Consider the following 24,199-nt stretch of genomic DNA (forward strand, 5'->3'; position numbering starts at 1 on the left):
ATTATACCGTCGCCACCCGCGCCATCCGGGCGATCGCGAGCGGAGAAAAAAAGGGCGCCGGACAGGCCTGCCGGCGCCCTTTCCTGCCCGCCTGATTTACAGGCCGAGCACGTCGTTCATGTCGTACAAGCCTTTCTTGCCAGCCACGTAAACCGCAGCACGCACTGCACCTTCGGCATACGACTGGCGGGTGTTGGAGCGATGCGTGATTTCGATGCGCTCGCCGTCGCCAGCAAACAGCACGGTGTGGTCGCCCACGATGTCACCGCCACGCACGGTGGCAAAACCGATGGTGCCAAGCTCCCGCGGGCCGGTCTCCCCTTCTCGGGCGTACACTGCGCGATCAGCCAGCTTGGTGCCCTGCGCCTCGGCCACGATCTCGCCCATCTTGAGCGCGGTGCCCGACGGCGCGTCGATCTTGTGCTTGTGATGCGCCTCGATGATTTCGACGTCGTAGCCCTGCGCCAGGATCTTGGCGGCGACTTCGATCAGCTTGAACGTCGCGTTCACGCCCACGCTCATGTTCGGTGCCCAGACCACGCCGATCGACTCGCCGTAGGTCTTGAAGCTGGCCTTCTGCTCGGCCGTGAAGCCGGTTGTACCGATGACCACCGCGGTGCCCAGCTCACGGGCCACGTTCAGGTGATTGAGCGTTGCATCAGGACGCGTGAAGTCGATCAGCACGTCGGCTTGCGAAAGCCCCGCACGCACGTCGTCGGTCACAATCACGCCGGTGGTCTTGCCCAGCTTGACGCCGGCGTCCTGGCCCACGGCGTCGCTGCCTGGGCGGTCCAGCGCAGCGCCCAGCGTCACGCCGGGCGTGCGCAGTACGGTGTCGATCAGCATCTGGCCCATGCGGCCCGAGGCGCCTGCAATCGCAATTTTCATGTCGGTGGAAGCGAAAAGCTGCAAAAGAGAAAACGGTCTGTCAAACGCACAAGCGGCGGAACCCGTCCGCCGCTCGCTCGAAGATGGTGTGCCGATGCCTGGGCGCTCAGGGCGACGTCGTAGCCGGCGGCGGAACGCTGGTGTCGGTGCCGCCACCGCCCGTGCGGCGCTCCGGCAGCGTCACGTCAACACTGTTTTTGGAGCCGGCGGTCGATTGCACGCGGTCAGTCACCTCAGCCGACGGGATCGACGGAGCGCGCGCTGCCGGTGCGGCACCCGCAGCAGCAGCGGCTTGCGCGGCATCCTTCTTCGGGCGTTTGATGCCGTCGATCTCAGAGATCAGCTCCGATTCGGACGGCAGCTCATCAGCGCCCACCCACTTGGCGAGGCGTTCGCCATCAAACCACACGGTCAGCTTGCGTTCCTGCACAACGGCCGTGTTGCCGCGCTTGAACGAAAAGATGTAATCCCAGCGGTTGGCATGGAACATATCGGTCAACAGTGGCGTACCGAGTACAAAGCGCACCTGGTCACGCGTCATGCCTTCCTTGAGTTGTGCAGCCTGTTCTCGCGAGACGAAATTGCCTTGCACGATATCGATGCGATACGGCGTGATGGCATTGGCGATCTTGCGCGTGGTGCTGTCATAGGTGCCGCATCCGGCCAGCAACGCCGACGCGGCGAGCATGGCACCCACCAACAGGCCGCCGCGACGGGCGACGTTGGCAAAATGGACAGGACTGCGCGCAAAGGGAAAGGTCATGAGCGATCGGCCTTCAAACGGTTCCGGACATGCCGGTACAGGAGGAATCGGCGGCGGCCAGGCACATTGTGCAGGCCCGTCAGTAGGACTTTTGCCGCCAAAACCCTTATGATTGGAATCCGAACATTGTACTCTAGGGAGCCTGGCGCATGCCGAGTCCTGCAGACCTCAAGAACATCGGTCTGAAAGCCACGGTGCCGCGGTTGAAGATCCTCGAGATCTTTCAGACCAGCGAAGAGCGCCACATGAGCGCCGAAGACGTGTACCGCATCCTGCTCGCCGAGCACATGGACATTGGCCTGGCCACCGTCTATCGCGTGCTGACGCAGTTCGAGCAAGCGGGGCTGCTGTCACGCAACAACTTCGAATCCGGCAAGGCGATCTACGAACTCAACGAGGGCAAGCACCACGATCACCTGGTGTGCCTCGACTGCGGCCGCGTGGAAGAATTTTTCGATGCCGAGATCGAACAGCGCCAGCAGAGCATTGCACGTGCGCGCGGCTTTGCGCTGCAGGAGCACGCGCTGTCGCTCTATGGCAATTGCACGAAGGAAGCCTGCCCGCATCGGCCAAAGCGCTGAAGCAGCGTCGCAAAAAAGAAACGGCCGCATCATCTGCGGCCGTTTTTCATTGGAGCGGAGAGACGACGAATGTCAGGCGGACAGCCGCGTCTCGCCCTCCTTTTCTGCGTCGCCCTGGCCGCCCTTCTCGGCCTTGCCGTGTTCGTTGGCCTGCATGGGCGGATGGGTCGGAGCGCCCGACGCCTGGCCGGTGTATTCGGCCACGACCTGCTTGAAGAGCTGTCGCGCCCACACCAGCATCGGATGCGTGTTGCGGCTGCGGTGCCACAGCATGTTGAGGCCGAGCACGGTTTCCAGCTCCGCCGGTAGCGGAAACGCGTTGAGGTCGTACATCTTGCAGACCATATCCTTCATCAGCGAATTGACCGTGAAGATCATGTCGGTCTGGGCAGCCACTTCGCCTTGCGTGCGCCAGCTATGCACCGTCATGGTCGAATTGCGCTTGAGGCCGCGCTGCTGCAAGGCGTAATCCAGCGGAATGAGCGACGGCGCGACACGGCTGCCCGGGCTGCCCTGCGCGATGAAGATGTGCTCGCAGTCCAGGTATTGCTCGAGCGTGCAGCGATCGCCGAGGATCGGGTGGTCCTTGCGTGCGCAAACCCACATGTTGAAGGAGGTCACGACCTCTTCCATGATCTCGGGGTGGCGCGTGGGGAACGGCGAGAACGCCAGATCCAGCTCGTTCGCGCGCATAGCGGCCACATCGGCTTCCCACGAGGACGACTCCGTCAGGCGCACCTGCAATGCCGGCGCCAGACGCTTGATGCGCAGCAGGAAGCGATCGAACAGCGCATCGCCCAGCGTGCCGGCAAAGCTCACGTTGAACGTGCCGGTGGCTTCGGCCGGGTCAAACGTGGCGATATCGCCTTCGTTGATGGCGGCCCACAGGTCGAGCATCTCGCGCACCTTCGGGCCCAGCTCAAGCGCCTTGGGCGTGGGCGTCAGGCCGTGCGGAACACGGATGAAGAGGGGATCGTCGAAGATTTCGCGCAGACGGCCCAGCGAATGCGAGACAGCCGGTGCGGTCATGTGCATCTTTTCGGCCACGTAGGTGGCGTTGCGCTTGCTGAGCAGCTCAACAAAAATCACCAGCAGCTTGGTATCGACGTTGACCATGGGACGCCTTGGCTCGAACACGTTGGAGACTGGAAAGGCAACCATTGCCGAGGCAATGGGCCGGACGCGACGTAAAAGCCCCGCCACATCACAATGTAGTATTTGTTCAGTGTACGGACTGCAACCCGATTTTCAAAGCGAATTCCTGTAGCCCGAATTCGAAATTTGCCAATTCGCAAACGTTTTCGTTCCAGTCCATAACAAACATCGATTTGTACCCAAGCGACAACGTTTTGGGGAGACACCTCACCCGGGCCGCAGGCCTATGAAAAAACGCGCCCGAAGGCGCGTTCTCTTTCGACTGCTAAGTGGGTTGGATTACTTGCCCACCACACGTGCCATTTCCAGGCACTTGTTCGAATAGCCCCACTCGTTGTCGTACCAGCTCACGACCTTGATGAAGGTGCCATCCAGTGCGATGCCGGCTTCGGCGTCGAAGATGGAGGTGCGTGCATCGCCGCGGAAATCCGTAGCGACGACCTTGTCTTCGGTGTAGCCGAGCACGCCCTTCAGCGGGCCTTCGCTCTGTGCCTTCATTTCGGCGCAGATTTCAGCGTACGTGGCGGCGCTTTCCAGCTCGACGGTCAGGTCGACGACCGACACATCCGAGGTCGGCACGCGGAACGACATGCCGGTCAGCTTCTTGTTCAGCTGCGGAATCACCACGCCCACGGCCTTGGCGGCGCCAGTGGACGACGGGATGATGTTTTCCAGGATGCCGCGGCCGCCGCGCCAGTCCTTGTTGGACGGGCCGTCAACGGTCTTCTGCGTGGCAGTGGCAGCGTGCACGGTCGTCATCAGGCCGCGCTTGATGCCCCACTTGTCGTTCAGCACCTTGGCAACCGGTGCGAGGCAGTTGGTCGTGCACGAAGCGTTGGAGATGATCGCCTCGCCCTTGTACGTTTCGTGGTTCACGCCATACACGAACATCGGGGTGTCGTCCTTCGACGGGGCCGACATGATCACCTTCTTGGCGCCCGCGTCGATGTGCTTCTGCGCGCCTTCCTTGGTCAGGAAGATGCCGGTCGATTCGATCACCACGTCGGCGCCGACTTCGCCCCACTTCAGCTCGGACGGATCCTTCACGGCGGTCAGGCGGATCTTCTTGCCGTTGACGACGAGCGTGTTGCCGTCGACCGACACTTCACCGTCGAAGCGGCCGTGCACCGAGTCATACTTCAGCATGTACGCCAGGTAGTCGGGCTCGAGCAGGTCGTTGATGGCAACAACTTCGATGTCCTTGAAGTTGGCGGCGGCGGCGCGGAACACCATGCGTCCGATGCGGCCGAAGCCGTTGATGCCGATCTTGATGGTCATGGTCAGTCTCCTGATAGCAGAAAAGAAATCGACGATGCGATAAAAACCAGCGCGGCACCTCGTAGGTGCCGCGTGCGCAAATTCAGTTAAGCAATGACGCTCTTGGCGGTGTTCACCACGTTCTCGACGGTGAAGCCGAAGTGCTTGAACAGCACACCTGCCGGGGCGGATTCACCGAACGTGTCGATACCGACCACGGCTTGTACCTGGTACTTCCACCAGAAATCGGTCACGCCCGCTTCCACGGCGATGCGCGGCACGCCGGCCGGCAGCACGCTCGCCTTGTAGGCCGAATCCTGTTTATCGAACACGGTGGTGGCGGGCACGGAAACCACGCGCGCGTGGATTCCCTCGGCGGCGAGCTGGTCTGCTGCACCGACCGCCAGGCCAACTTCCGAGCCGGTGGCGATGATGACCACGTCCGGCTTGCCGTTGGCCGCATCGCGCAGCACATAGCCGCCGCGCGCGATGGCTTCGCGCGTGGCCGGGTTGCGCGCCTGGAACGGCAGGTTCTGGCGGCTGAAGATCAGGCAGCTCGGGCCGTTCTGGCGCTCGATGGCAGCGGCCCAGGCAACGGCGGTTTCGGTCGTGTCGGCGGTGCGCCAGACATCCATGTTCGGGATCAGGCGCAGGCTGGCAACGTGCTCGATGGACTGGTGCGTCGGGCCGTCTTCGCCCAGGCCGATGGAATCGTGCGTGAAGACGAAGATCGAGCGGATCTTCATCAGCGCGGCCATGCGCAGCGCGTTGCGGCTGTAGTCGGAGAACGTCAGGAACGTGCCGCCGTACGGAATGTAGCCGCCGTGCAGCGCGATGCCGTTCATGATGGCGCTCATGCCGAACTCACGCACGCCGTAGTTGATGTGGTTGCCCCAGGCATCCACGCGCACGGCCTTGCTGCCGCTCCAGTTGGTCAGGTTCGAACCGGTCAGATCGGCCGAGCCGCCCAGCAGCTCGCCCAGGACCGGGGCGTAGGCTTCAAGCGTGTTCTGGCTGGCCTTGCGGGTGGCGATGGTCTCAGCCTTGAGTTCGCATTTCTCGATGAACTCGTCGACGGCCTTTTCGAAGCTGGCGGGCAGTTCGCCGCGCATGCGGCGCTCGAATTGTTCGGCTTCGGCGGGGTAGCGGTCGGAATATGCATCGAACAGCGCGTTCCACGCCTTTTCCAGCGCCTGGCCCTGTCCTTTGGCATCCCAGGCGTCGTACACGGCTTGCGGGACTTCGAACGGGGCGTGCGGCCAAGCCAGCGCTTCGCGCGCAGCGGCGATTTCAACGCCGCCCAGCGGGGCGCCATGCACGTCGTGGCCGCCTTCCTTGTTGGGCGCACCCTTGCCGATGAGCGTGCGGCAGCAGATCAGGGTCGGCTTGTCGGACTTCTTGGCCTCGGCAATGGCGGCGTCCACGGCGTCAACGTTGTGGCCGTCCACGGCGCGGATCACGTTCCAGCCGTAGGCTTCGAAGCGCTTCGGGGTGTCGTCGTTGAACCAGTGGACGACGTCGCCGTCGATCGAGATGCCGTTGTCGTCCCACAGCGCGATCAGCTTGTTCAGCTTGAGCGTGCCGGCCAGCGAGCAGGCTTCGTGGCTGATGCCTTCCATCAGGCAGCCGTCGCCCAGGAAGACATAGGTGTGATGGTTGACGATGTCAAAGCCCGGGCGATTGAATTCCTGACCCAGCAGACGTTCAGCCAGGGCCATGCCGACGGCGTTGGTGATGCCTTGGCCGAGCGGGCCGGTGGTGGTTTCCACGCCCGGGGTGATGCCGTATTCCGGGTGGCCGGCGGTCTTGCTGTGCAGCTGGCGGAAATTCTTCAGTTCCGACATCGGCAGGTCGTAGCCGGTGAGGTGCAGCAGCGCGTAGATCAGCATCGAGCCATGGCCGTTGGACAGCACGAAACGGTCACGATCAGGCCAGCGCGGGTTCAGCGGGTTGTGGCGCAGGTGGCGGCTCCACAGTGCCACGGCGATATCCGCCATGCCCATCGGCGCGCCGGGGTGGCCCGAATTGGCCTGCTGGACGGCGTCCATGGCGAGCACGCGAATGGCGTTGGCCATTAACTGGGTAGGCTGGGTGGTGTTCGAGTGGAGGGCGGGGGCGGTCATGCGAACCTGCGGCAGGAGATAGGCGGGAAAACCGCAATTTTACCAGACGGGGATGACCCGGCTGGGGTGATCGCGGTCAGTAAAACGTGCTACGACGTCCCCTCCCCCGCCCGGCTTACCACTCCGCGACAGAACCGTCGGCGTGGCGCCACACCGGGTTGCGCCAGTCGGGGGCTTCCTTGCTGCGTTCGATGACCAGCGCCTCGTCGATGTCCACGCCCAGGCCGGGCAGGCGCGGCGGGCGGATATACCCGCCTTCCAGAGCAAAATCGGCCTTGTTTCGCACGTAATCGAGCAGTTCGGCGCCCTTGTTGTAGTGGATGCCCATGCTCTGTTCCTGCAACGTGGCGTTCCAGCTGACGAAATCCACGTGCAGGCAGGCGGCCAGCGCGATGGGGCCGAGCGGGCAATGCGGCGCCAGCGCCACATCGTAGGCCTCGGCCATTGCGGCGATCTTCACGCATTCAGTAATGCCGCCGGCGTGAGACAGGTCCGGCTGCAGGATCGACACCCCGCCCGCTTCCAGCACGCGCTTGAAGTCGAAGCGCGAGAACATGCGCTCGCCGGCAGCGATAGGCAGTTGGGTGTGGGCGGCCAGGCGGGCGTAGGTTTCAGCCTGCTCGGCAAGCACCGGTTCTTCGATAAACAGCGGGCGGTACGGCTCCAACTCCTTGATGAGCACCTTGGCCATCGGCGCAGAAACGCGACCGTGAAAATCCAGCCCGAATTCGACGGTGTTGCCGAACGCCGAGCGGATCTCGGCAACCTTCGCCACCGCGGCATCCACGGCGCGCGAGGTGTCGATGATGCCCATCTCTTCGCAGCCGTTGAGCTTGAAGTGGTCGAAGCCGCCGGCCTGCAGCGCCTTCATGCCGGCAATCACGTCGGCCGGGCGATCGCCGCCCACCCAGCTGTAGGTGCGCATCTTGTCGCGCACGAGGCCGCCAAGCAGTTCGTACACCGGCACGCCCAGCACCTTGCCCTTGATGTCCCACAGCGCCTGGTCGATGCCGGCAATGGCACTCATCAGGATCGGGCCGCCGCGGTAGAAACCCGCGCGGTACATGGTCTGCCATAGGTCGTTGATGCGACTCGGGTCTTGGCCGATGAGGTAGTCGGACAGCTCGTGCACCGCCGCTTCCACTGTGCGCGCACGGCCTTCGATAACGGGTTCGCCCCAGCCGGTGACGCCCTCGTCGGTCTCGACTTTCAGGAACATCCAGCGCGGCGGCAGGCGGTACGTGGTCAGGCGGGTGATTTTCATGGATCGAATCGATGGTGCGTTCAAGTGCGGTCGGATTGGGCGCTGCGGTAGGCGGTGACGAAGGCGCGCGCGCGTTCGGCGGTGCGCTCGACGGGCTGGCCCGGGCGATACAGGTCGCTGCCGAGGCCTGCGCCGATGCAGCCGGCGGCAAGGTAATCGGCGAGGTTCTCCGGCGTGATGCCACCGACGGCAAACACCGGCACCTCGGCGGGCAGCACGGCCTTGAGCGCGCGCACGTAGCCCGGGCCGAGCGCGCCGGCCGGGAAGATCTTCAGCGCCTGCGCGCCCGCGTCGAGCGCGGCAAAAGCCTCGGTGGCGGTCATGCAGCCGATGCAGGTGACGAGCCCGGCCTGTGCGGCGGCGCGGATCACAGGCGCATGCGTGTTGGGCGTGACGATCAGCTTGCCGCCCGCCGCGACCATCAGGTCAACGTCTTCGGGGCGCAGCACGGTGCCTGCGCCGATCAATGCGCGTTCACCGAAGGCGCGCGCGGCAAGTTGCACGCTCTGCGCCCAGTCGGGCGAGTTGAGCGGAATCTCGATGGCATCGAAACCCGCATCGACCAGCGCCTGCGTGTGCGCGAGCACCTCGTCAGGCCGGATGCCGCGCAGGATGGCGATCAGCGGAAGGTGGGTTGTCCAGGTCATTCCTGATAGAGCTGCGAGCGGCCGCCATCGATGAGGATGTCGGTCGCGTTGATGAAACGCGCCTCGTCGGAAGCGAGGAACAGCGCGGTGTAGGCCACCTCTTCGGGCGCGCCGATGCGCTTGCACGGCAGCAGCTCGGCCTGGCGGCGGCGTTCGGCTTCGGGGTCAGGCGCGGCGGCAAAGCCGGCCTCGGCAATCGGCGTGAGGATCAGTCCCGGCGAGATCGAATTGACGCGGATACCGCGCGCCGCATATTCGATGCCCAGCGCCCGCGTGAGCCCGATCAGCCCATGCTTGGCCACCGGATACGGAAACGCGCCGGGAATGATCTTGTGCCCATGCACCGAGGCAATGTTCACGATGCTGCCCGCCCCGCGCGCCAGCATGTGCGGCAGCACGGCGCGCGCGCAGTGCCACGCGCCTTCCAGATCGACGGAAAGGCAGCGCGCCCAGTCGCCCTCGCTCAACTTGAGCGGATCGGAAAACACGTTGATGCCGGCGTTGTTGACCAGCACGTCGATGCCGCCAAAGCGCTCGACGCCGGCAGCGACCATCGCGTCGATCTGCGCACGGTCGCGCACGTCGGCTTGCACGAGGAGGATGTTGTCGTCGTTGCCAACGCTGTTGCCAATTTCGGCGGCAAAGGCTTCGGCGCGCGCGTCACGGATCAGCGCGTTGACGATCACGCGCGCGCCGTGCTGCGCGAACAGCTTGGCGATCGCACCGCCAATGCCCTGCGTGGCGCCCGTTACCAAGGCGACCTTGCCAGCAAGACGCGGCGGAAAAGACATCGGAGAAGCAGTCATGCGTTGGGTTGATTCACGGTGAATTGATAGCTGCGCTGCAAGCTCTGCCCGGTGCCGAGAATGGTCAGGCCGTGGTCTTGCGGCAAGCCCGGCAGGTTGTGCGCATTGATCGCGTGGTCGACCGGCTCGAAGCAGAAGAAGTCGTACGCAACCGGCGTGTACAACACATAGCGCGACGTATCGGCGGTGATGCCCACAGACACGCGGCGGCTGGGCCAGACGATTTCGGCGCGGCCATCCCAGCCTTCAAAGCTGTGATTGATGGCGGCGCTGGCGTCCAGCTTCCGCAGCTTGCGAAAGTCTGCATCTGCCGATGGCGCGTTCAGGACCGTCGGCAGATAGTCCGGCGCGGATTGCCACATGGCCGTGGCTCCCGCGCGCAACTGGACATCGGGCGTGCGGGGGAAAAACGGATGCACGCCCAGCCCGAATGGCAGCGGTGAGCCTTCGTTGCGTACCGTCAGCGCGATATTCAGCGTGTTGCCTGCCAGCACATAGCGCTGCAACGCGAGATAGCGGAACGGGCGGCCGTGATCGACCATCGCAGCGAGTTCGACCGACGTGGCTGTCTGCGAGACTGGGTGCCACGGCATCAGCCAGCCGTGACCATGCAGCGGATACGGCTCGTCGCCACGCGTGCGCGGCACTTCGATGGTCCGCCCCCGGAACGGGAACTGCCCGCCGCCGATGCGGTTGGACCACGGCACCAGCGGATAACAGGCCAGCGTTCTCGTATCGCGCAGCGCGGCGTCTGTCTCGCCCGGACGAAAGATGGGCATCACAGCGCCATCGCGCAACAGATCGAAACGCAGCAACCCGCCGCCGGCCTCGGGCAACACCTCGGCGCGCAGTACGCCGTTTTCAAGCTGCAACGTAGGCATGGCCGAAGCGGCCCTCCGGCAATCCGCGTACGTCCGGCACGGCAAGCCGGAACGTCGCGCCGGCATTCACGTCTTCCGCCAAGCGGCGCGCCGACAAGCCATCGCGCGCCGTCGTCAGATACAGCGTGTCGAGCGCCTCGCCGCCAAATGCCGGACATGTCGGCTGCGATGCCGGCACGGAAACGCGCGCCAGCACGCGCCCGTCTGGCGCGTAGCGCGTCAGCCGGTTGCCGCCCCACTCTGCATTCCACAGGCAGCCGTCTGCGTCGACGGTGGAGCCATCGGGTGAGCCTTTGTGCGCGCCATCCGCATCCTGGCCGCGCAGATCGGCGAAGACGCGAATATTGGCGACTTGGCCCGTCTGCCCCTCGTAATCGCACGCGTGGATGCGCCGGCTGCTCGTATCGCACCAATACAGGGTCGCGCCGTCGGGACTGAAGGCGATGCTATTGGCGATGGCGATGTGCGGCAGCGCAAGGCGTTGCAGCGTGCCCACGGGCGTGAAGCGATAGAAGCTGCCGGTCGGTTCCGGGCCGCCTTCGTGCATGGTGCCGAAGACGTAGTTTCCGGAGCGGTCGGCACGGCCGTCATTGACGCGCGTGGTCGGGTTGTCGGGCTCGACGTCGGCCAGCAGCGTGAGCGCGCCGGTACGCGTGTCGAAGCGGGCGATGTTTTTGGCAAGGCCCAGGATCAGCACGCCTGGCTCGTCCGTCAGCACGAAAGAACCCACGCGTTGTGGCAGCGGCCATTGGCGCTCCTGCCCCGTCGCCGGATCGTGCTGCCACAGCAGCGATTCCTGGATGTCGGTCCACCAGAGCACGCGCAGGGCGTTGTCCCAGACAATGCCTTCGCCCAGCGTACAGCGCAGATCGGACAGCGTGGTTGCGGTTGTCATCTGCACGGCCTCACTCACGGCCGCCGCGGTTCTTCAACTGGTCGACCAGCACCGCTGCCAGCAGAATCGCGCCGCGCACGAGGTACTGATAGAACGCGTCGATGTTCAGCAGGTTCATCGCGTTCTGCACGGTGCCCATGATCAGCACGCCGACCAGCACCCCGCTGATGGTCGCGCGGCCGCCCAGCAGCGACACGCCGCCCAGCACGCAGGCCGAGATCACGTTCAGCTCAAAGCCTTGCGCCGCATTCGGCTGGCCGCTGGTGATGCGCGCCGCCAGAATCACACCGGCCAGCGCGGCAATCACGCCCTGGATCAGGAAGATGACGATGCGCGTCATGTTGACGTTCACGCCGGCCAGCCGCGCCGCTTCAGGGTTGCCGCCGATCGCCAGCGTATTGCGGCCGTAGATTGTCTTGTTGAGCAGGACACCAAACACCACGAAGCACAGCGCCGCGACCCACACCGGCGTCGGCACACCAAAAAAGATGGTGTTGCCGAGGTCGAAGAAATCCATGTCGGACACGCCCACCGCCTGCCCATGCGAGGCGATGAAGGCGAGGCCGCGCACGATTTCCATCGTGGCCAGCGTGGTGATCAGCGCATTGATCTTCAGCTTGGCGATCACGAAACCATTGATGCCGCCGATGATCGCGCCTGCCACCAGGCTGGCGCCAATGCCGAGTGCGATGCTGCCGGTGGCATTGATGATCATCGCGCAGAGCACGCCGGCAAACGCCACCGTGGAGCCGATCGACAGATCGAAATCACGCGACGCCAGACAGAACATCATCGTGCAGGCGACCATGCCGATCTGCGAGACCGACAGCGCAAGGCCGACCATGTTCTGCCACGAGAAGAAATACTCGACCGAGAACGACAGCGCGGCAAAGAGAATGGCGAAGATCAGCGGCAGGCTGAAATCGTCCAGCAGGCGAAGCAGGCGCGTCTTGTTCATGGCAGAGCGTGCCGATGCGGCGACGGCATCGGAATGTTGCAGGGGTTGAGACTGGGACATCTTGGACTCCGGGGTTCTCAGGCAGCCAGCGGCGGCTGCGGTGCAGATGGCAGCGGCGCAGATTCAGGTCGCAGTGCGAGCTTGAGCACGGCTTGCTCGTTGGCCTGTTCGCGCGGCAGTTCGCCGGCGATGCGGCCTTCGCTCATCACGAGCACGCGATCGGCCACACCCAGAATTTCCGGCAGCTCGCTGGAAATCATCAGCACGGCCACGCCGCGTTCGGCCAGCTCGTACAGCACCTGGTAAATCTCGTTCTTGGCGCCAACGTCGATGCCGCGCGTCGGCTCGTCGATGATGAGCACGCGCATGTCGTCTTCCGCCAGCCAGCGGGCCAGGATCGCCTTCTGCTGGTTGCCGCCCGACAGCAGGCGGATCGGCTGCTCGCGGTTGGGTGTCTTGATGCGCAGGCGCGTGATGTAGTGGTCGGCCGTCTTCGCTTCCTGCTTGTCGTTGACGAACAGGCCGAAGCGACGCTGGTTGCGCCGGCAACTGATGTTGATGTTTTCCGACACCGAGCGGCAGCCGATGATGCCTTCTTCCTTGCGGTCTTCCGGGCACAGCACGATGCCTTGGCGGATGGCGTCGGCCACGTCGCGGATGCGGATTGGCGCGCCGTCGAGCGTAAGACTGCCCGCCGTCTTGCGATCAGCGCCGTAAATCAATCGCGCGAGTTCCGAACGCCCCGCGCCCACCAGCCCGAACAGGCCGACGATCTCGCCGCGGCGTACGAACAGGCTTGCCGGTTCAGCCAGCTTCGGGCCCATCAGGCCATCCACCTGCAAGCGCACGTCGCCAAGCGGGCGCGCGCGGTAATCGAAGATGTCGTCGATCTGGCGGCCGACCATCTGCGCCACCAGCTCGTCGCGCGTGACGTTGGCCATCGACGGGAAATCCGCCACCTTGCGGCCGTCGCGGAAGATCGTGCAGCCATCGCACAGCTCGAAAATCTCATCGAGACGGTGCGAGATGTAGATCAGCGCCCGGCCCTGCGCGCGCAGGTCTTTCACAAGGCGGAACAGAATGTCGGTCTCGCGGATCGACAGCGAACTCGTCGGCTCGTCCAGCGCAATGACGCGCGCATCGCGCAGGATCGCCTTGCAGATCTCGACCATCTGGCGCTGCCCGATCGACAGGTGTTTCAGCTTGGCGCGCGGGTCCAGATCGACGCCGATGCGGCCGAGCTGCTCGCGCGTCCAGGCCATCGCCTCGCGCTGACGGATGAACCCGCCGCTGGCCGGCAGGTGGCCCAGCAGCAGGTTGTCCATCACCGTCAGCTCGGGCACCGTCTGCAGTTCCTGATGGATGACGGCAATACCGGCATCCAGCGCCGCGCGCGTCGTCGGGAACGCCGTCGGCTTTCCCTCCACGACGATCTGCCCGCCATCGGGCTGATAGTCGCCGCCCAGAATCTTCAACAGCGTCGACTTGCCCGCGCCGTTCTCGCCCAGCAAGCCGTGCACGCGACCGCATTCGATGCCGAACGACACATCGGACAGCGCCCGCACACCCGGAAACACCTTGCTGATGCCACGAAACTCAAGAAACGCCGACATGGCAAGTCTCCTTCAACAACGGTATCCGCAAGATCACAAACCCATCTCTTGGCGGACGGCCTTTTCGTTGTCGCGCGTCATCAGGCGGCCGCTGGTCAGGATGAGCGGGTCCGGCGCCTTGTTGCTCTTGACCCACTCGTACATGTTGAGCGAGGTTTCATAGCCGTGGCGCTTCGGGCTAATCAGCACGGTGCCGAAGAAGCCGGTCTTCTCGGGCTTGGCAAACTCGTTGAGCGCAGACTGGCTGCCGCCGATACCTACCCCGATGATGTCCGCCGGCTTCACGCCGTGGCCTTCCGCTGCGCGCACGGCACCCAGCACGGCTTCGTCATTCAGGCCGAAGGCAATCCAGTGCTTGAACTTCGGGTTCTTGGTCAGGGTGATGTTGGCGGCGTTGAAGGCGGCTTCGGTATCCGTCTTGGCCTGCGGGCTGGTCAGCACGTTGGCGGCCGGGAAGCCCGCCTTGCTGAGCGCGGCGACTGCACCGTCGGTGCGCTCCTTGGCGGTCGGCAGCTGGTCGTAGGCGATGCGAATGGCGCCGACCTCCGACAGGTTCCAGCCGCGCTTCTTCATCTCCTGCGCGATGGCATCGCCCACCTGCTCGCCGATCTTCGTGGCCGAGATGCCCATGTGCGGCACGGCTTCGATGGGCTTGCCGGCGCCATCCACCAAACGGTCATCCACCGTCATCAGCTTGAGGTTGTTCTGTTTGGCCTTGGCCACGACTGCAGGTCCGAGCTTCACGTCGGGCACGCAGATCACGAAACCCTGCGCGTGCTGCGCGCCCAGGTTGTCGATGGCCGTCAGCACTTCGCCGCCGCTGGGCACGCCGATCTTTACCAGCTTGAAGCCCTTCTCCTTGGCGGCCTGGTCTGCGAACTTCCACTCATCCTGGAACCACGGCTCTTCGGGCTGCTTGACCAGGAAACCGATCTTCACGTCATCGGCTGCATGGGCAAACACTGAAAGGCCGCCGGCCATGGCAAACAGCGTGGCAGCCGCAATGGCCTTGAATGTCCCGCGTCGTTGTTGTTGCATGTTTGTCTCCTTGCGATACCGTCATTGCGGCATCTGTTCTGCGTTGGATGAAAGAGGGATGGCGTGTGCGCCGGGCTCACGCCACCTTCAAGGTTTTGACCAGGCCGCGCTCGCGTGCGATGGCGATCGCGCCGCTGCCGGCCAGGTGCTCCTGCTGTTCACTGCTGGTGACGGTGACCTTGCCCGAGAAGAAATCGTCGTCCGACACCAGCACGGCCAGCGCTTCGCGCAGCAGCGGCTTGCCCGTGATGACGAACTGCGTGCCCGGGTTCATGCGGATCGCGCTGCTGTTCTTGAGCGTGAGCAAATCCGCGCCCAGCACCGCGCCCAGCAGGAAGTTGGCCCGCGCATTGCGCTCGTAGATCGTGAACTGGCCCAGCGTGCGCACCATGAAGCAGGCGCGCCCCAGTCCGATGCTGCTGGCGCTGCGCGCGCCGGACAGCAACATTTCCGGATCGACCTCGGTGGCAAAGTCCGAGTCGAGCGCGTCGGCCAGGATGGTGTTGTGGGTAATCACGTGGAGCAGCTCGCCGGCCAGCGTGGTCACACAGCCGGTGATGCGCTGGTCGGCGTCCAGATGCACGAACTTCGAGTGCGACCCGGGCAGCACGATCACCGCCGGCTCCGTGATGCCGAGGCGCGAGACCAAACCCATGGTCTCGACCTCTTCGCCGCGCATCATGTCCATCGACTCGATGTTGTGCAGGCCGAGGTTGTCCACCGGATTGCGTACGCCCGGCACGAACCAGATTGGCTGAGGGCACACCTCGGGAATGCTCGCCTGCACCATCCCGGCCGCCAGGTCGCGCAGGCCGGCCGGCGCGATCAGGTGCGGGACTTCGTGCAGGCCAACGTTGGAGGTGATCATGCCGGAGGCCAGCACCAAGTCGACCTGGCCCATGCCGAAACCGGCCTTCTGCAGCGCAGCGTCAATCGTGTCTTGCACGCCGCGCTGCAGCGTCGTCCGGTTGCCGGTGATGGCGGTATCGCGCACACCAACCTGGCGCGCAGCCTGGCAAAGCGCAACGTCATCGCGCCAGACCGTGACGCGTGTGTTGGTGGTACCGGTATCGATGGTGAGGATGTTCATGCGTGGCATTGCTTGGTGTGACTTGGGACGCGGCCCGGGTTAAAACCATCCATGAGCCGCAGCGGGCGGCCCCAGGTTGACTTGAGAATTGCCGCCGCTCATGAGGACGTCATCTGGAAACAGCAGCATCGCGGGGTCAAGTTGGGGGTGCGCACCACGATCATGAGCGGTTTTTTAGAACGAGTGAACGATACCCGTATAGGCACCCAGCTGGTTCTTGCCCGGCGCCGGGTTGTTGTTGGTCGCTTCTACCGAGAAGTTGGCGGTGGCGCTGTTCTGCACGGTGCCCACGCTCGCGTACAGCATCGTGCGCTTGGACAGGTTGTAGTTTGCGCCGGCCATGAACAGGTTGGCGTTGCCGCCACCGTGGTTCACGTTGACGCGGTAGGCCGCGCCGATCAGCGTCAGCGCCGGCGTGAGTTCGTAGTTGATGCCCAGCCAATAATGGTTCGCCTTGGTCGGGGCGCCGGCTGCGGCATCCGGGGCCGACAGGTTTTCATACACGGCAAACAGCTTCGCCTTGCCGATCGTGTACGTACCGCCGACCGTCGCTTCCTTCGAGAAGTTGAAGATGTCGCTGAACTTGCCGTTGCCGTCGCGGATCACGTCGTAAATCGCGCGCACTTCCAGCGGACCGGCGGAGTAGACAGCAGACACGCCATCGCGCCGGCTGTTCGTGAAGGAGCCCGGCTGCTCGCCCAGGCCGGTCTGCAGACCGATCTGGAAGCCGCCCCAGGTCGGGCTCTGGTATTCGACGATGTTGTTGGCACCCGGCCAGTTGCGCCCGCGCACGAGCGTGGCCGAGCCGATGAACTGCTGGCCGGTCGGGTCGAGGAACCAGACGTCGTTGCTGATGAAGAGGTTCTTGCCCGCAGTCAACGTGCCCCAGGTGGGGCTGGACAGGCCGACGTACGAACGGCGGTTGAACAGCGCATCGCCATTGGTTTTGCCCTGGGCTGCGCCGAAGCCGGATTCGAGCCGGAAGACCGCCTGCAGACCACCGCCCAGATCCTCCTTGCCCATGAATCCGAACATGCTGGTCCCCCACTGGTTGTCGGCGGCGCGCCAGAGGCTGCCGCCCGGCGAGGTCGCGGTGGGGGCGACGTTGTTCTGGTAGTCGATGCCGCTGGCGACGCGGCCGTACAGCGTGACGCTGGTTTGTGCGAGGGCGGGAGCGGTCCAGCCAGCGAGCGCAAGGCCGCACGCCAGCATCCCGCGAACAGCGGTGGTTCGATTCATGACGTCTCCTGAAATGTTTTTGTAGGCGGGGTCCGGTGCGTCGCGTGGTTTGAGATCGCTGGAGGCACGCACCAGGCATCGTCACCGTCCCCAGGCGCATTTGTAGTTGGGGCAGCCTTAACGTGGCAAACTACAAATTCTTCGTGAGACGTTAAATTTTTCTTAACGAGAACGCATGCCACGGCGCCTCCCTCCCCTTAATGCATTGCGCGTCTTTGAAGTCGCGGGCCGTCACCTGAGCTTCAGCCGGGCTGCGGATGAGCTTTGCGTGACCAACGCCGCCGTCAGCCACCAGATCAAGCAGCTCGAAGATCATCTGGGCAAGAAGCTCTTCGCACGCCGCAACAACCAGCTCACGCTCACAGACGCGGGCGACAACTACCTGCCCCGCGTGCGGGACGCGCTGCGTGCGCTCGAACAAGCCACCGACCTGTTGATGGACACCGCCGATGCGCCCCTGCGCGTGGCCGTGCCCCCAACCTTCGGCGCCAAATGGCTGGTGCCGCGGCTGTACCGCTTCTTCAACCAGCACCCGCACGTGCGCGTCGAGGTGTCGACCGCCGATGTGCAGGACCACGGCCAGTTCGATCTCTGCATTGATGACCGGCAAGTCAACGCACCCAATCTGCGCGTCGAGTGGTTCACCTCCACCGACTTCTTTCCGGTATGCAATGCCACGCTGCAGGCCGCGATCCGGATGCCGCAGGACCTGGCCACACAGACGCTCCTGCACGAGCGCGGCGGACGCCATCTCGCGCACCATCCGACATGGCGGCAATGGCTCGACGAGGTGGGCGTACCCCAGATTGATGCCACGCGCGGGCCGGCGTTTTCCGAGGCGTTGATGGCGCTGCAGGCGGCCATTGACGGCCAGGGCGTGGCGCTCGGGCAGGGCATTCTCGTCGAATACGACATCGCCGCCGGACGCCTGATGCGCCCACTGGCGACCGAAGCCTCGCTGCGCCTGTCGTACTACCTGATCCATCCGCACCAGGCGGCCGAGCACGCAGGCTTTGCACTGTTCCGCCAGTGGCTCGTCGACGAGGTTGCACGCGGCGGCGGCCGCGCACGCAACCAGCCCCCGGCAAGCGAGGTGTTTTGATTTCTTTTTGATTGTGGCGTGGCGGGCGCTCTACACTACTCGTCCCTGGTTGCACCGCGCCGAAGAAGGAGCCCGCCATGAGCTTCCCCCGCCCCGCCAACACCCCGTGGCTGGTCCCGTACCTGACCGTGCGCGACGCCTCGGCCGCCATCGCCTTCTATCGCAACGCGTTCGGTTTTGATGTGCAGGATGAAATGCACGACCATGGCCGCCCGATCCACGTCGAGATGACCTACCAGGGCCAGCTCATGCTGATGTTTGCGCCCGAAGGCGTCTTTGGCTCCACCGCGAAAGCCCCGGCCGGCGCGGGCTTTGAATGCCCGCAGAGCTTCCACCTGTATTGCGACGACGTCGACACCGTGTATCAGAACGCGCTCGACCAGGGCGCCGCGTCCATCATGGCGCCGCACGATGCCTTCTGGGGCGAGCGCTACGCCGCCGTGCGCGATCCCGACGGCTATCGCTGGGGCCTCGCCTGCCGCCCCGCAGCGGCCTGATCGCTCCATCGCTCGATCGCCTGACCGATTCACCACAAGGATTGCTGTAATGGGGCTTCCCCGTTTTTTCGTCGACACGCCGCTGGCCCCCAACACCACCGTCACGCTGGACGAGTCCGTCACACGCCACATCCACGTGCTGCGCCTGGCCGCTGGCGATGACATCTGCCTGTTCGATGGCTCCGGCTACGAATTTCGTGCACGGCTCGACGCCATCAACAAGCGCGACGCCACCGCCAGCCTTGTCGACGCCACGCAGCCCGACACCGAGGCGCGCTACGCCATCACGCTCGCGCAAGGCATTGCCGGCGGCGACAAGATGGATTGGCTGATCGAGAAGGCCGTCGAACTGGGCGTCAATGCCGTCGCGCCGCTGCAGACCGAACGCGGCGTGGTGCGACTCTCCGGCGAGCGTGCCGTCAAGCGCGTGCAGCACTGGCAGGCATTGGTGCAAGCGGCCTGCGAGCAGTGCGGCAGAGCCCGCGTGCCGGTGGTCGCACCCGTCGCCACGCTGCGCGAATGGCTTGCCACCGCCAAGTCCACCGACGCGCCGCGCGTGTTGCTGTCACCGCGCGGCGCGCAATCGCTCACGCAGTGGGCCGTGCAATCGCGCACGCGCATCGTAGGCAGCGGCATCGTGCTGCTGATCGGCCCCGAAGGCGGGCTTTCGCCCGACGAGGAAGCACTTGCCGAGGCCGCCGGTTTCTTACCACTGACACTTGGACGACGTATTCTGAGAACGGAATCGGCGGCGCTTGTGGCCGTCTCCGCGCTGCACGCCGTGCTCGGCGAGTTCTAGGTTCTGACGACGAAACACTGACCGTTACTGGCCGTTTGATCCCACCGGTGGGCCTTTCCCCCGTGCCCGCCATTGACCAAAGGAGCTTCATCATGGGTCTACTCGATTCGATTCTCGGCGGCGGCAATGACGCCAGCGGCGCGCAATCGTCTTTGCTGGGCAACAAGAAAGTGCTGCTCGCCATGGGCGTGCTGGCCTACCTGGCGATGAAGCACAAGTCGCAAGGCGCGGGCGATGCGGCCGCGCCGCAAGGCCAGGAAGATCAGGGCGGCGGCCTGTTCGGTTCGCTCGGTGGCCTGCTGGGTGCGGCAGGCGGTGCCGGCGCGCTGGGCGGCCTGCTCGGCGGCGCTGGCGGAGCGGGTGGCCTTGGCGGTCTGCTTGGCGGTTTGCTGGGCGGCGGCAACACCAATGCTGATCAGGCAGCGGTGGGTGGCCTCGGGCCGCTGCAGCAGATCCTGGAGCAAGCCGGCCTGGGCGAACAGGTGAAATCGTGGATCGGCAATGGTCAGAACTTGCCGGTGTCGGGCGAGCAGATCACGCAGGCACTGAGCGGCACAGGTGCGTTGGAGGAGGTGTCGAAACTGGCCGCCCACCTGGGCATCAGCGAAGGCGACCTCGCCAACCACCTCGCTGAAGGCCTGCCCGAAGCGGTCAACCACCTCACGCCGCAGGGCGCAGTGCCGGCGGCCTGAACGTCATCGCCGCACAGAAAAAGCCCGCAATTGCGGGCTTTTCTTTTTTTGCGCTGGCATTCAACCCGCGCTGTAGGCCATTCGGCCTGCTTCGTGCAGCGCCTGCACCACATGCAGCGCAGCCGGAGACAGCAACCGGTCGGTGCGCGTGATGATGCCGAAATCGTCCATCTGGCACGGCATCGCTATCGGAAGAATCGCCAGCATCCGATACGACGCGTAGTACTGCGCGACGTCGGTGCCGATCACGGCCAGCATGTCGCTCTGCTCAAGGATGCGCGTCAGGAACAGCAACGCGGAGGTTTCCACCACGCTGGACGGCGCTGTCAGGCTCTCCCGCTGGAACATCAAATCGAACCGGTGGCGCAGAACGCTGCCGATGGGTGGCACCACCCAGGTGGCCGGCTGCACATCGGCCAAGGTCAGCGACGGTTCTGCCAGCAGCGGATGCCCCGGCCGCGCCACCGCAACCACCGGTTCGTCGGCCAGCGGCTCGTAGCGCAGATGCAGCTTGTCGTGCTCGGCAAACAGGCGACCGACCACCAGGTCGAGCTTGTCCTGCGCCAGTCGTTCCAACAACACGTTGCTGCTTTCGATTTCCAGCGACACCCGCAGCCCCGGATGCTCGCGCGTGATCTGCGCCACCACCGGCGGCAACAGCCGCACGCCCGGCGAGGTGATGGTGCCCACCGCCACGTGCCCGAGGTGTCCCGCCTTGAGCCCGAGCACTTCCTCCTGCGCCTGGTCCAGGCTGCCGACGACTGCGCGCGCGTGGCGGATCAGCGCGTCGCCATAGCGCGTGGGCCGCATGCCGCGCGGCATGCGCTCAAACAGTTGCACATCCAGCATGGCCTCCAGCTCGCGCAGCAGCTTGGAGGCGGCGGGCTGCGTCATGTTGAGCGCGGCGGCCGCCCGGTGGATGTTGCCCTCCTCGGCAAGGGCAATCAGCAACAGCAATTGCCGCGTCTTCAGGCGCGCACGGACATACCAGGGGCTGTTCGACATCGGGTCTTCCTCGGGATATCAAATCGGATATCGGTCGCGGCCAATATTTCATTGGAAGGATATCAGGGCGCTCCGTACACTCGGTCCGATCAAAAAACCACAACCACACCGGAGACAACGGACGTGCCGCGCGCCCTGCGAGTGCCGCGCTGCGGTCGACGCGCGCGCCTCGACAACCACGTCCGTGACACACGCACCCATGTCGGAATCGAAACCCAAGCTGCGCTCGGCCCAATGGTTCGGCACTGCCGATAAAAACGGCTTCATGTATCGAAGCTGGATGAAGAACCAGGGCATCCCCGACCACGAATTCGACGGCCGCCCGATCATCGGCATCTGCAATACCTGGTCGGAGCTGACGCCGTGCAACGCGCATTTCCGCAAGCTGGCCGAACACGTCAAGCGCGGCATTTACGAGGCGGGCGGCTTTCCGGTGGAGTTTCCGGTGTTCTCCAACGGCGAATCGAACCTGCGCCCGACCGCCATGCTCACGCGCAACCTTGCGGCCATGGATGTGGAAGAGGCGATTCGCGGCAACCCGATCGACGCGGTGGTGCTGCTCACCGGCTGCGACAAGACCACGCCCGCCCTGCTGATGGGCGCAGCCAGCTGCGACGTGCCGGCGATCGTCGTGACGGGCGGGCCGATGCTCAACGGCAAGCTCGACGGCAAGAACATCGGCTCGGGCACGGCGGTGTGGCAGTTGCACGAATCGCTCAAGGCGGGCGAGATCGACCTGCATCACTTCCTGTCGGCGGAAGCCGGGATGTCACGCTCGGCCGGCACGTGCAACACGATGGGCACGGCGTCCACCATGGCATGCATGGCGGAAGCGCTCGGCACATCGCTGCCGCACAACGCGGCCATTCCCGCGGTGGATGCGCGGCGCTACGTGCTTGCGCATATGTCAGGTATCCGCATCGTCGATATGGCGCTGCAGGGGCTGACGCTGTCCAAGATCCTCACGCGCGCCGCGTTCGAAAACGCCATCCGTGTCAACGCGGCCATTGGTGGCTCGACCAACGCGGTGATCCACCTCAAGGCGATTGCCGGGCGCATTGGCGTGCCGCTTGAGCTGGAAGACTGGTCACGCATCGGCCGGGACACACCGACCATCGTCGACCTGATGCCCTCGGGACGCTTCCTGATGGAGGAGTTCTATTACGCCGGCGGCCTGCCCGCAGTGCTGCGCCGCCTCGGTGAAGCAGACTTGCTGCCGCACCCCGATGCGTTGACGGTCAACGGCAAGACGCTGTGGGAGAACGTCAAGAGCGCGCCCATCACCGACGATGAAGTCATCCGCCCGCTCACCAACCCGCTGATCGACGATGGCGGCATTCGGGTGCTGCGCGGCAACCTCGCGCCGCGCGGTGCGGTGCTCAAGCCATCGGCCGCCAGTCCGGAATTGCTGCGGCATCGCGGCCGTGCGGTCGTGTTCGAAAACCTCGAACACTACAAGGAACGCATCGTCGATGAAGCGCTGGACGTGGATGCCAGCTCCGTGCTGGTGATGAAGAACTGCGGGCCGAAGGGCTACCCGGGCATGGCCGAGGTCGGAAACATGGGCCTGCCGCCCAAGCTGCTGCGCCAGGGCGTAAAGGATATGGTCCGCATTTCCGACGCGCGCATGAGCGGCACGGCCTACGGAACAGTCGTGCTGCACGTCGCGCCCGAAGCGGCGGCCGGCGGCCCGCTGGCCGCGGTGCAGGACGGCGACTGGATCGAACTCGACTGCGAAGCCGGCACGCTGCACCTGGACATCGACGACGCCGAACTTGCGCGTCGCATGGCCGCCTATCAGGCGCCGCGCTCCCATGGTGAAGGCGGTGGCTACCAGCGCCTGTACGTCAACCACGTATTGCAGGCCGACGAGGGCTGCGACCTCGATTTCCTGGTCGGCTGCCGTGGCGCCGCCGTGCCGCGCCATTCGCACTGAATCGACACACGCGTAGGAGACTGGCTTTGCCGATTGATCAACCCGCCGCGCACGCACCGCGCTATCGCGGCATCTTCCCGGTGGTGCCCACCACGTTCACGGAAACTGGCGAACTCGACCTTGCCAGCCAGAAGCGTGCGATCGATTTCATGATCGATGCAGGCTCCGATGGCCTGTGCATCCTGGCCAATTTCTCCGAGCAATTCTCGCTGTCGGACGACGAACGCGAGGTGCTCACCCGCACCGCGCTGGAACACGTGGCGGGCCGCGTACCGGTGATCGTGACCACGTCGCACTACAGCACGCAGGTCTGCACGCAACGCAGCCGCCGTGCGCAGGACATGGGCGCCGCCATGCTGATGGTGATGCCGCCCTACCACGGCGCCACCTTCCGCGTGCCCGAAGCGCAGATCTACGAATTCTCTGCGCGCGTGTCGGATGCGGTGGGCATTCCGATCATGATTCAGGACGCGCCGGCCAGCGGCACGGTGCTCTCAGCGGCGTTCCTCGCGCGCGTGGCCCGCGAAATCGAGCAGGTCGCCTACTTCAAGATCGAAACGCCCGGTGCGGCGGCCAAGCTGCGCGAACTGATCCGCCTCGGCGGCGACGCCATCGAAGGCCCCTGGGACGGCGAAGAAGCCATTACGCTGCTGGCCGATCTCGATGCTGGCGCCACGGGCAGCATGACCGGCGGCGCGTATCCCGACGGGATCCGGCCGATCATCGAGGCGCACGCCCAAGGGCAGCACGATCTCGCCTTCGATCTGTACCAACGCTGGTTGCCGCTCATCAATCACGAGAACCGGCAGGCCGGCATCCTGGCCGCCAAGGCGTTGATGAAGGAAGGCGGCGTGATCGCCTGCGAGGCATCGCGCCATCCGTTGCCACCGATGCATCCAGATACGCGCCGGGGCCTGATCGACATTGCCCGGCGGCTTGACCCGCTGGTCTTGCGCTGGGGGCGATAGCC

At 64.8% G+C, this 24,199-nt stretch carries 23 protein-coding genes; 7 read left to right on the forward strand and 16 right to left on the reverse strand.

The features are described from left to right. Positions 1–96 precede the first annotated feature (96 nt). Both dapB and ACUXH0_RS17925 read right to left on the reverse strand, forming a co-directional pair. Positions 97–888 carry a 4-hydroxy-tetrahydrodipicolinate reductase gene (gene dapB / locus ACUXH0_RS17920; protein ID WP_012436398.1) on the reverse strand — a complete coding sequence of 264 codons (792 nt, stop codon included), beginning with the start codon at positions 886–888 and terminating at the stop codon, positions 97–99. Between the two features lie 106 nt (positions 889–994). After that, positions 995–1,651 (reverse strand): outer membrane protein assembly factor BamE, encoded by a 657-nt coding sequence (locus tag ACUXH0_RS17925; RefSeq protein WP_012436399.1) that lies wholly within the window; start codon positions 1,649–1,651, stop codon positions 995–997. A gap of 149 nt (positions 1,652–1,800) precedes the next feature. On the opposite strand from ACUXH0_RS17925, the gene fur reads away from it, so the two are divergent. After that, complete coding sequence (gene fur / locus ACUXH0_RS17930) at positions 1,801–2,232, forward strand: ferric iron uptake transcriptional regulator (protein WP_004632868.1); 432 nt, start codon at positions 1,801–1,803, stop codon at positions 2,230–2,232. A 72-nt stretch (positions 2,233–2,304) separates the two neighbouring features. On the opposite strand, the gene ACUXH0_RS17935 is transcribed toward fur, so the two are convergent. The 13 genes from ACUXH0_RS17935 to ACUXH0_RS17995 all read right to left on the reverse strand — a co-directional run bounded on the left by ACUXH0_RS17935 (position 2,305) and on the right by ACUXH0_RS17995 (position 17,198). Next, positions 2,305–3,348, reverse strand: a complete 1,044-nt coding sequence (locus ACUXH0_RS17935) for a LysR family transcriptional regulator (RefSeq protein WP_012436400.1) — start codon at positions 3,346–3,348, stop codon at positions 2,305–2,307. A 318-nt stretch (positions 3,349–3,666) separates the two neighbouring features. After that, positions 3,667–4,665 carry a type I glyceraldehyde-3-phosphate dehydrogenase gene (gap, locus tag ACUXH0_RS17940; RefSeq protein ID WP_004632871.1) on the reverse strand — a complete coding sequence of 333 codons (999 nt, stop codon included), beginning with the start codon at positions 4,663–4,665 and terminating at the stop codon, positions 3,667–3,669. A gap of 86 nt (positions 4,666–4,751) precedes the next feature. After that, entirely contained in the window at positions 4,752–6,767 is a 2,016-nt protein-coding gene (gene tkt, locus ACUXH0_RS17945) for a transketolase (RefSeq protein ID WP_004632874.1), read from the reverse strand. Between the two features lie 115 nt (positions 6,768–6,882). After that, a complete protein-coding gene (dgoD, locus tag ACUXH0_RS17950; protein WP_182594451.1) occupies positions 6,883–8,031 on the reverse strand; it encodes a galactonate dehydratase in 1,149 nt (382 codons plus the stop codon). A 20-nt stretch (positions 8,032–8,051) separates the two neighbouring features. Next, positions 8,052–8,678 (reverse strand): 2-dehydro-3-deoxy-6-phosphogalactonate aldolase, encoded by a 627-nt coding sequence (locus ACUXH0_RS17955; protein ID WP_182594452.1) that lies wholly within the window; start codon positions 8,676–8,678, stop codon positions 8,052–8,054. Beyond that, positions 8,675–9,484 carry an SDR family oxidoreductase gene (locus ACUXH0_RS17960; RefSeq protein ID WP_182594453.1) on the reverse strand — a complete coding sequence of 270 codons (810 nt, stop codon included), beginning with the start codon at positions 9,482–9,484 and terminating at the stop codon, positions 8,675–8,677. Before ACUXH0_RS17960 ends, ACUXH0_RS17955 begins: the two co-directional genes overlap by 4 nt. Continuing rightward, positions 9,481–10,365 carry an aldose 1-epimerase gene (locus tag ACUXH0_RS17965; protein ID WP_012436405.1) on the reverse strand — a complete coding sequence of 295 codons (885 nt, stop codon included), beginning with the start codon at positions 10,363–10,365 and terminating at the stop codon, positions 9,481–9,483. Before ACUXH0_RS17965 ends, ACUXH0_RS17960 begins: the two co-directional genes overlap by 4 nt. After that, a complete protein-coding gene (locus ACUXH0_RS17970; RefSeq protein WP_012436406.1) occupies positions 10,346–11,260 on the reverse strand; it encodes an SMP-30/gluconolactonase/LRE family protein in 915 nt (304 codons plus the stop codon). The genes ACUXH0_RS17965 and ACUXH0_RS17970 overlap by 20 nt, the downstream gene beginning before the upstream one ends. 10 nt (positions 11,261–11,270) lie before the next feature. Then, complete coding sequence (gene araH, locus ACUXH0_RS17975) at positions 11,271–12,218, reverse strand: L-arabinose ABC transporter permease AraH (protein ID WP_249262918.1); 948 nt, start codon at positions 12,216–12,218, stop codon at positions 11,271–11,273. Between the two features lie 77 nt (positions 12,219–12,295). Beyond that, complete coding sequence (araG, locus tag ACUXH0_RS17980; RefSeq protein ID WP_012436408.1) at positions 12,296–13,831, reverse strand: L-arabinose ABC transporter ATP-binding protein AraG; 1,536 nt, start codon at positions 13,829–13,831, stop codon at positions 12,296–12,298. 33 nt (positions 13,832–13,864) lie between these two features. Continuing rightward, positions 13,865–14,869 (reverse strand): arabinose ABC transporter substrate-binding protein, encoded by a 1,005-nt coding sequence (locus tag ACUXH0_RS17985; protein WP_004632890.1) that lies wholly within the window; start codon positions 14,867–14,869, stop codon positions 13,865–13,867. Positions 14,870–14,945: 76 nt separating this feature from the next. Then, positions 14,946–15,959, reverse strand: a complete 1,014-nt coding sequence (locus ACUXH0_RS17990; protein WP_012436409.1) for a 2-dehydro-3-deoxygalactonokinase — start codon at positions 15,957–15,959, stop codon at positions 14,946–14,948. 174 nt (positions 15,960–16,133) lie between these two features. Beyond that, positions 16,134–17,198 (reverse strand): porin, encoded by a 1,065-nt coding sequence (locus ACUXH0_RS17995; RefSeq protein WP_012436410.1) that lies wholly within the window; start codon positions 17,196–17,198, stop codon positions 16,134–16,136. A gap of 175 nt (positions 17,199–17,373) precedes the next feature. Between ACUXH0_RS17995 and gcvA the strand changes: the two genes are divergently transcribed. From gcvA to ACUXH0_RS18015, 4 genes are all read left to right on the forward strand, one after another. After that, the gene (gcvA, locus tag ACUXH0_RS18000; RefSeq protein WP_012436411.1) at positions 17,374–18,300 is read left to right on the forward strand and encodes a transcriptional regulator GcvA; all 927 of its coding nucleotides are present in this window, start codon (positions 17,374–17,376) and stop codon (positions 18,298–18,300) included. A 77-nt stretch (positions 18,301–18,377) separates the two neighbouring features. After that, positions 18,378–18,797, forward strand: coding sequence for a VOC family protein (locus tag ACUXH0_RS18005; RefSeq protein WP_004632896.1), 420 nt, complete (start codon positions 18,378–18,380; stop codon positions 18,795–18,797). Positions 18,798–18,846: 49 nt separating this feature from the next. Next, complete coding sequence (locus ACUXH0_RS18010) at positions 18,847–19,596, forward strand: 16S rRNA (uracil(1498)-N(3))-methyltransferase (RefSeq protein ID WP_012436412.1); 750 nt, start codon at positions 18,847–18,849, stop codon at positions 19,594–19,596. A 92-nt stretch (positions 19,597–19,688) separates the two neighbouring features. Continuing rightward, complete coding sequence (locus tag ACUXH0_RS18015; RefSeq protein ID WP_012436413.1) at positions 19,689–20,288, forward strand: YidB family protein; 600 nt, start codon at positions 19,689–19,691, stop codon at positions 20,286–20,288. Positions 20,289–20,348: 60 nt separating this feature from the next. Here ACUXH0_RS18015 and ACUXH0_RS18020 read toward each other — a convergent pair whose 3' ends face one another. Continuing rightward, a complete protein-coding gene (locus tag ACUXH0_RS18020) occupies positions 20,349–21,293 on the reverse strand; it encodes a LysR family transcriptional regulator (RefSeq protein ID WP_012436414.1) in 945 nt (314 codons plus the stop codon). A gap of 199 nt (positions 21,294–21,492) precedes the next feature. Here ACUXH0_RS18020 and ACUXH0_RS18025 point away from each other — a divergent pair, with 199 nt between their 5' ends. Together ACUXH0_RS18025 and ACUXH0_RS18030 are read left to right on the forward strand one after the other, a co-directional pair. Then, positions 21,493–23,229: an IlvD/Edd family dehydratase gene (locus ACUXH0_RS18025; RefSeq protein ID WP_012436415.1), complete on the forward strand. Its 1,737-nt coding sequence runs from the start codon at positions 21,493–21,495 to the stop codon at positions 23,227–23,229. Between the two features lie 26 nt (positions 23,230–23,255). Then, complete coding sequence (locus tag ACUXH0_RS18030) at positions 23,256–24,197, forward strand: dihydrodipicolinate synthase family protein (protein ID WP_012436416.1); 942 nt, start codon at positions 23,256–23,258, stop codon at positions 24,195–24,197. Positions 24,198–24,199: the final 2 nt, after the last annotated feature.

It is taken from the genome of Ralstonia sp. 110700041-2, from assembly GCF_056280165.1.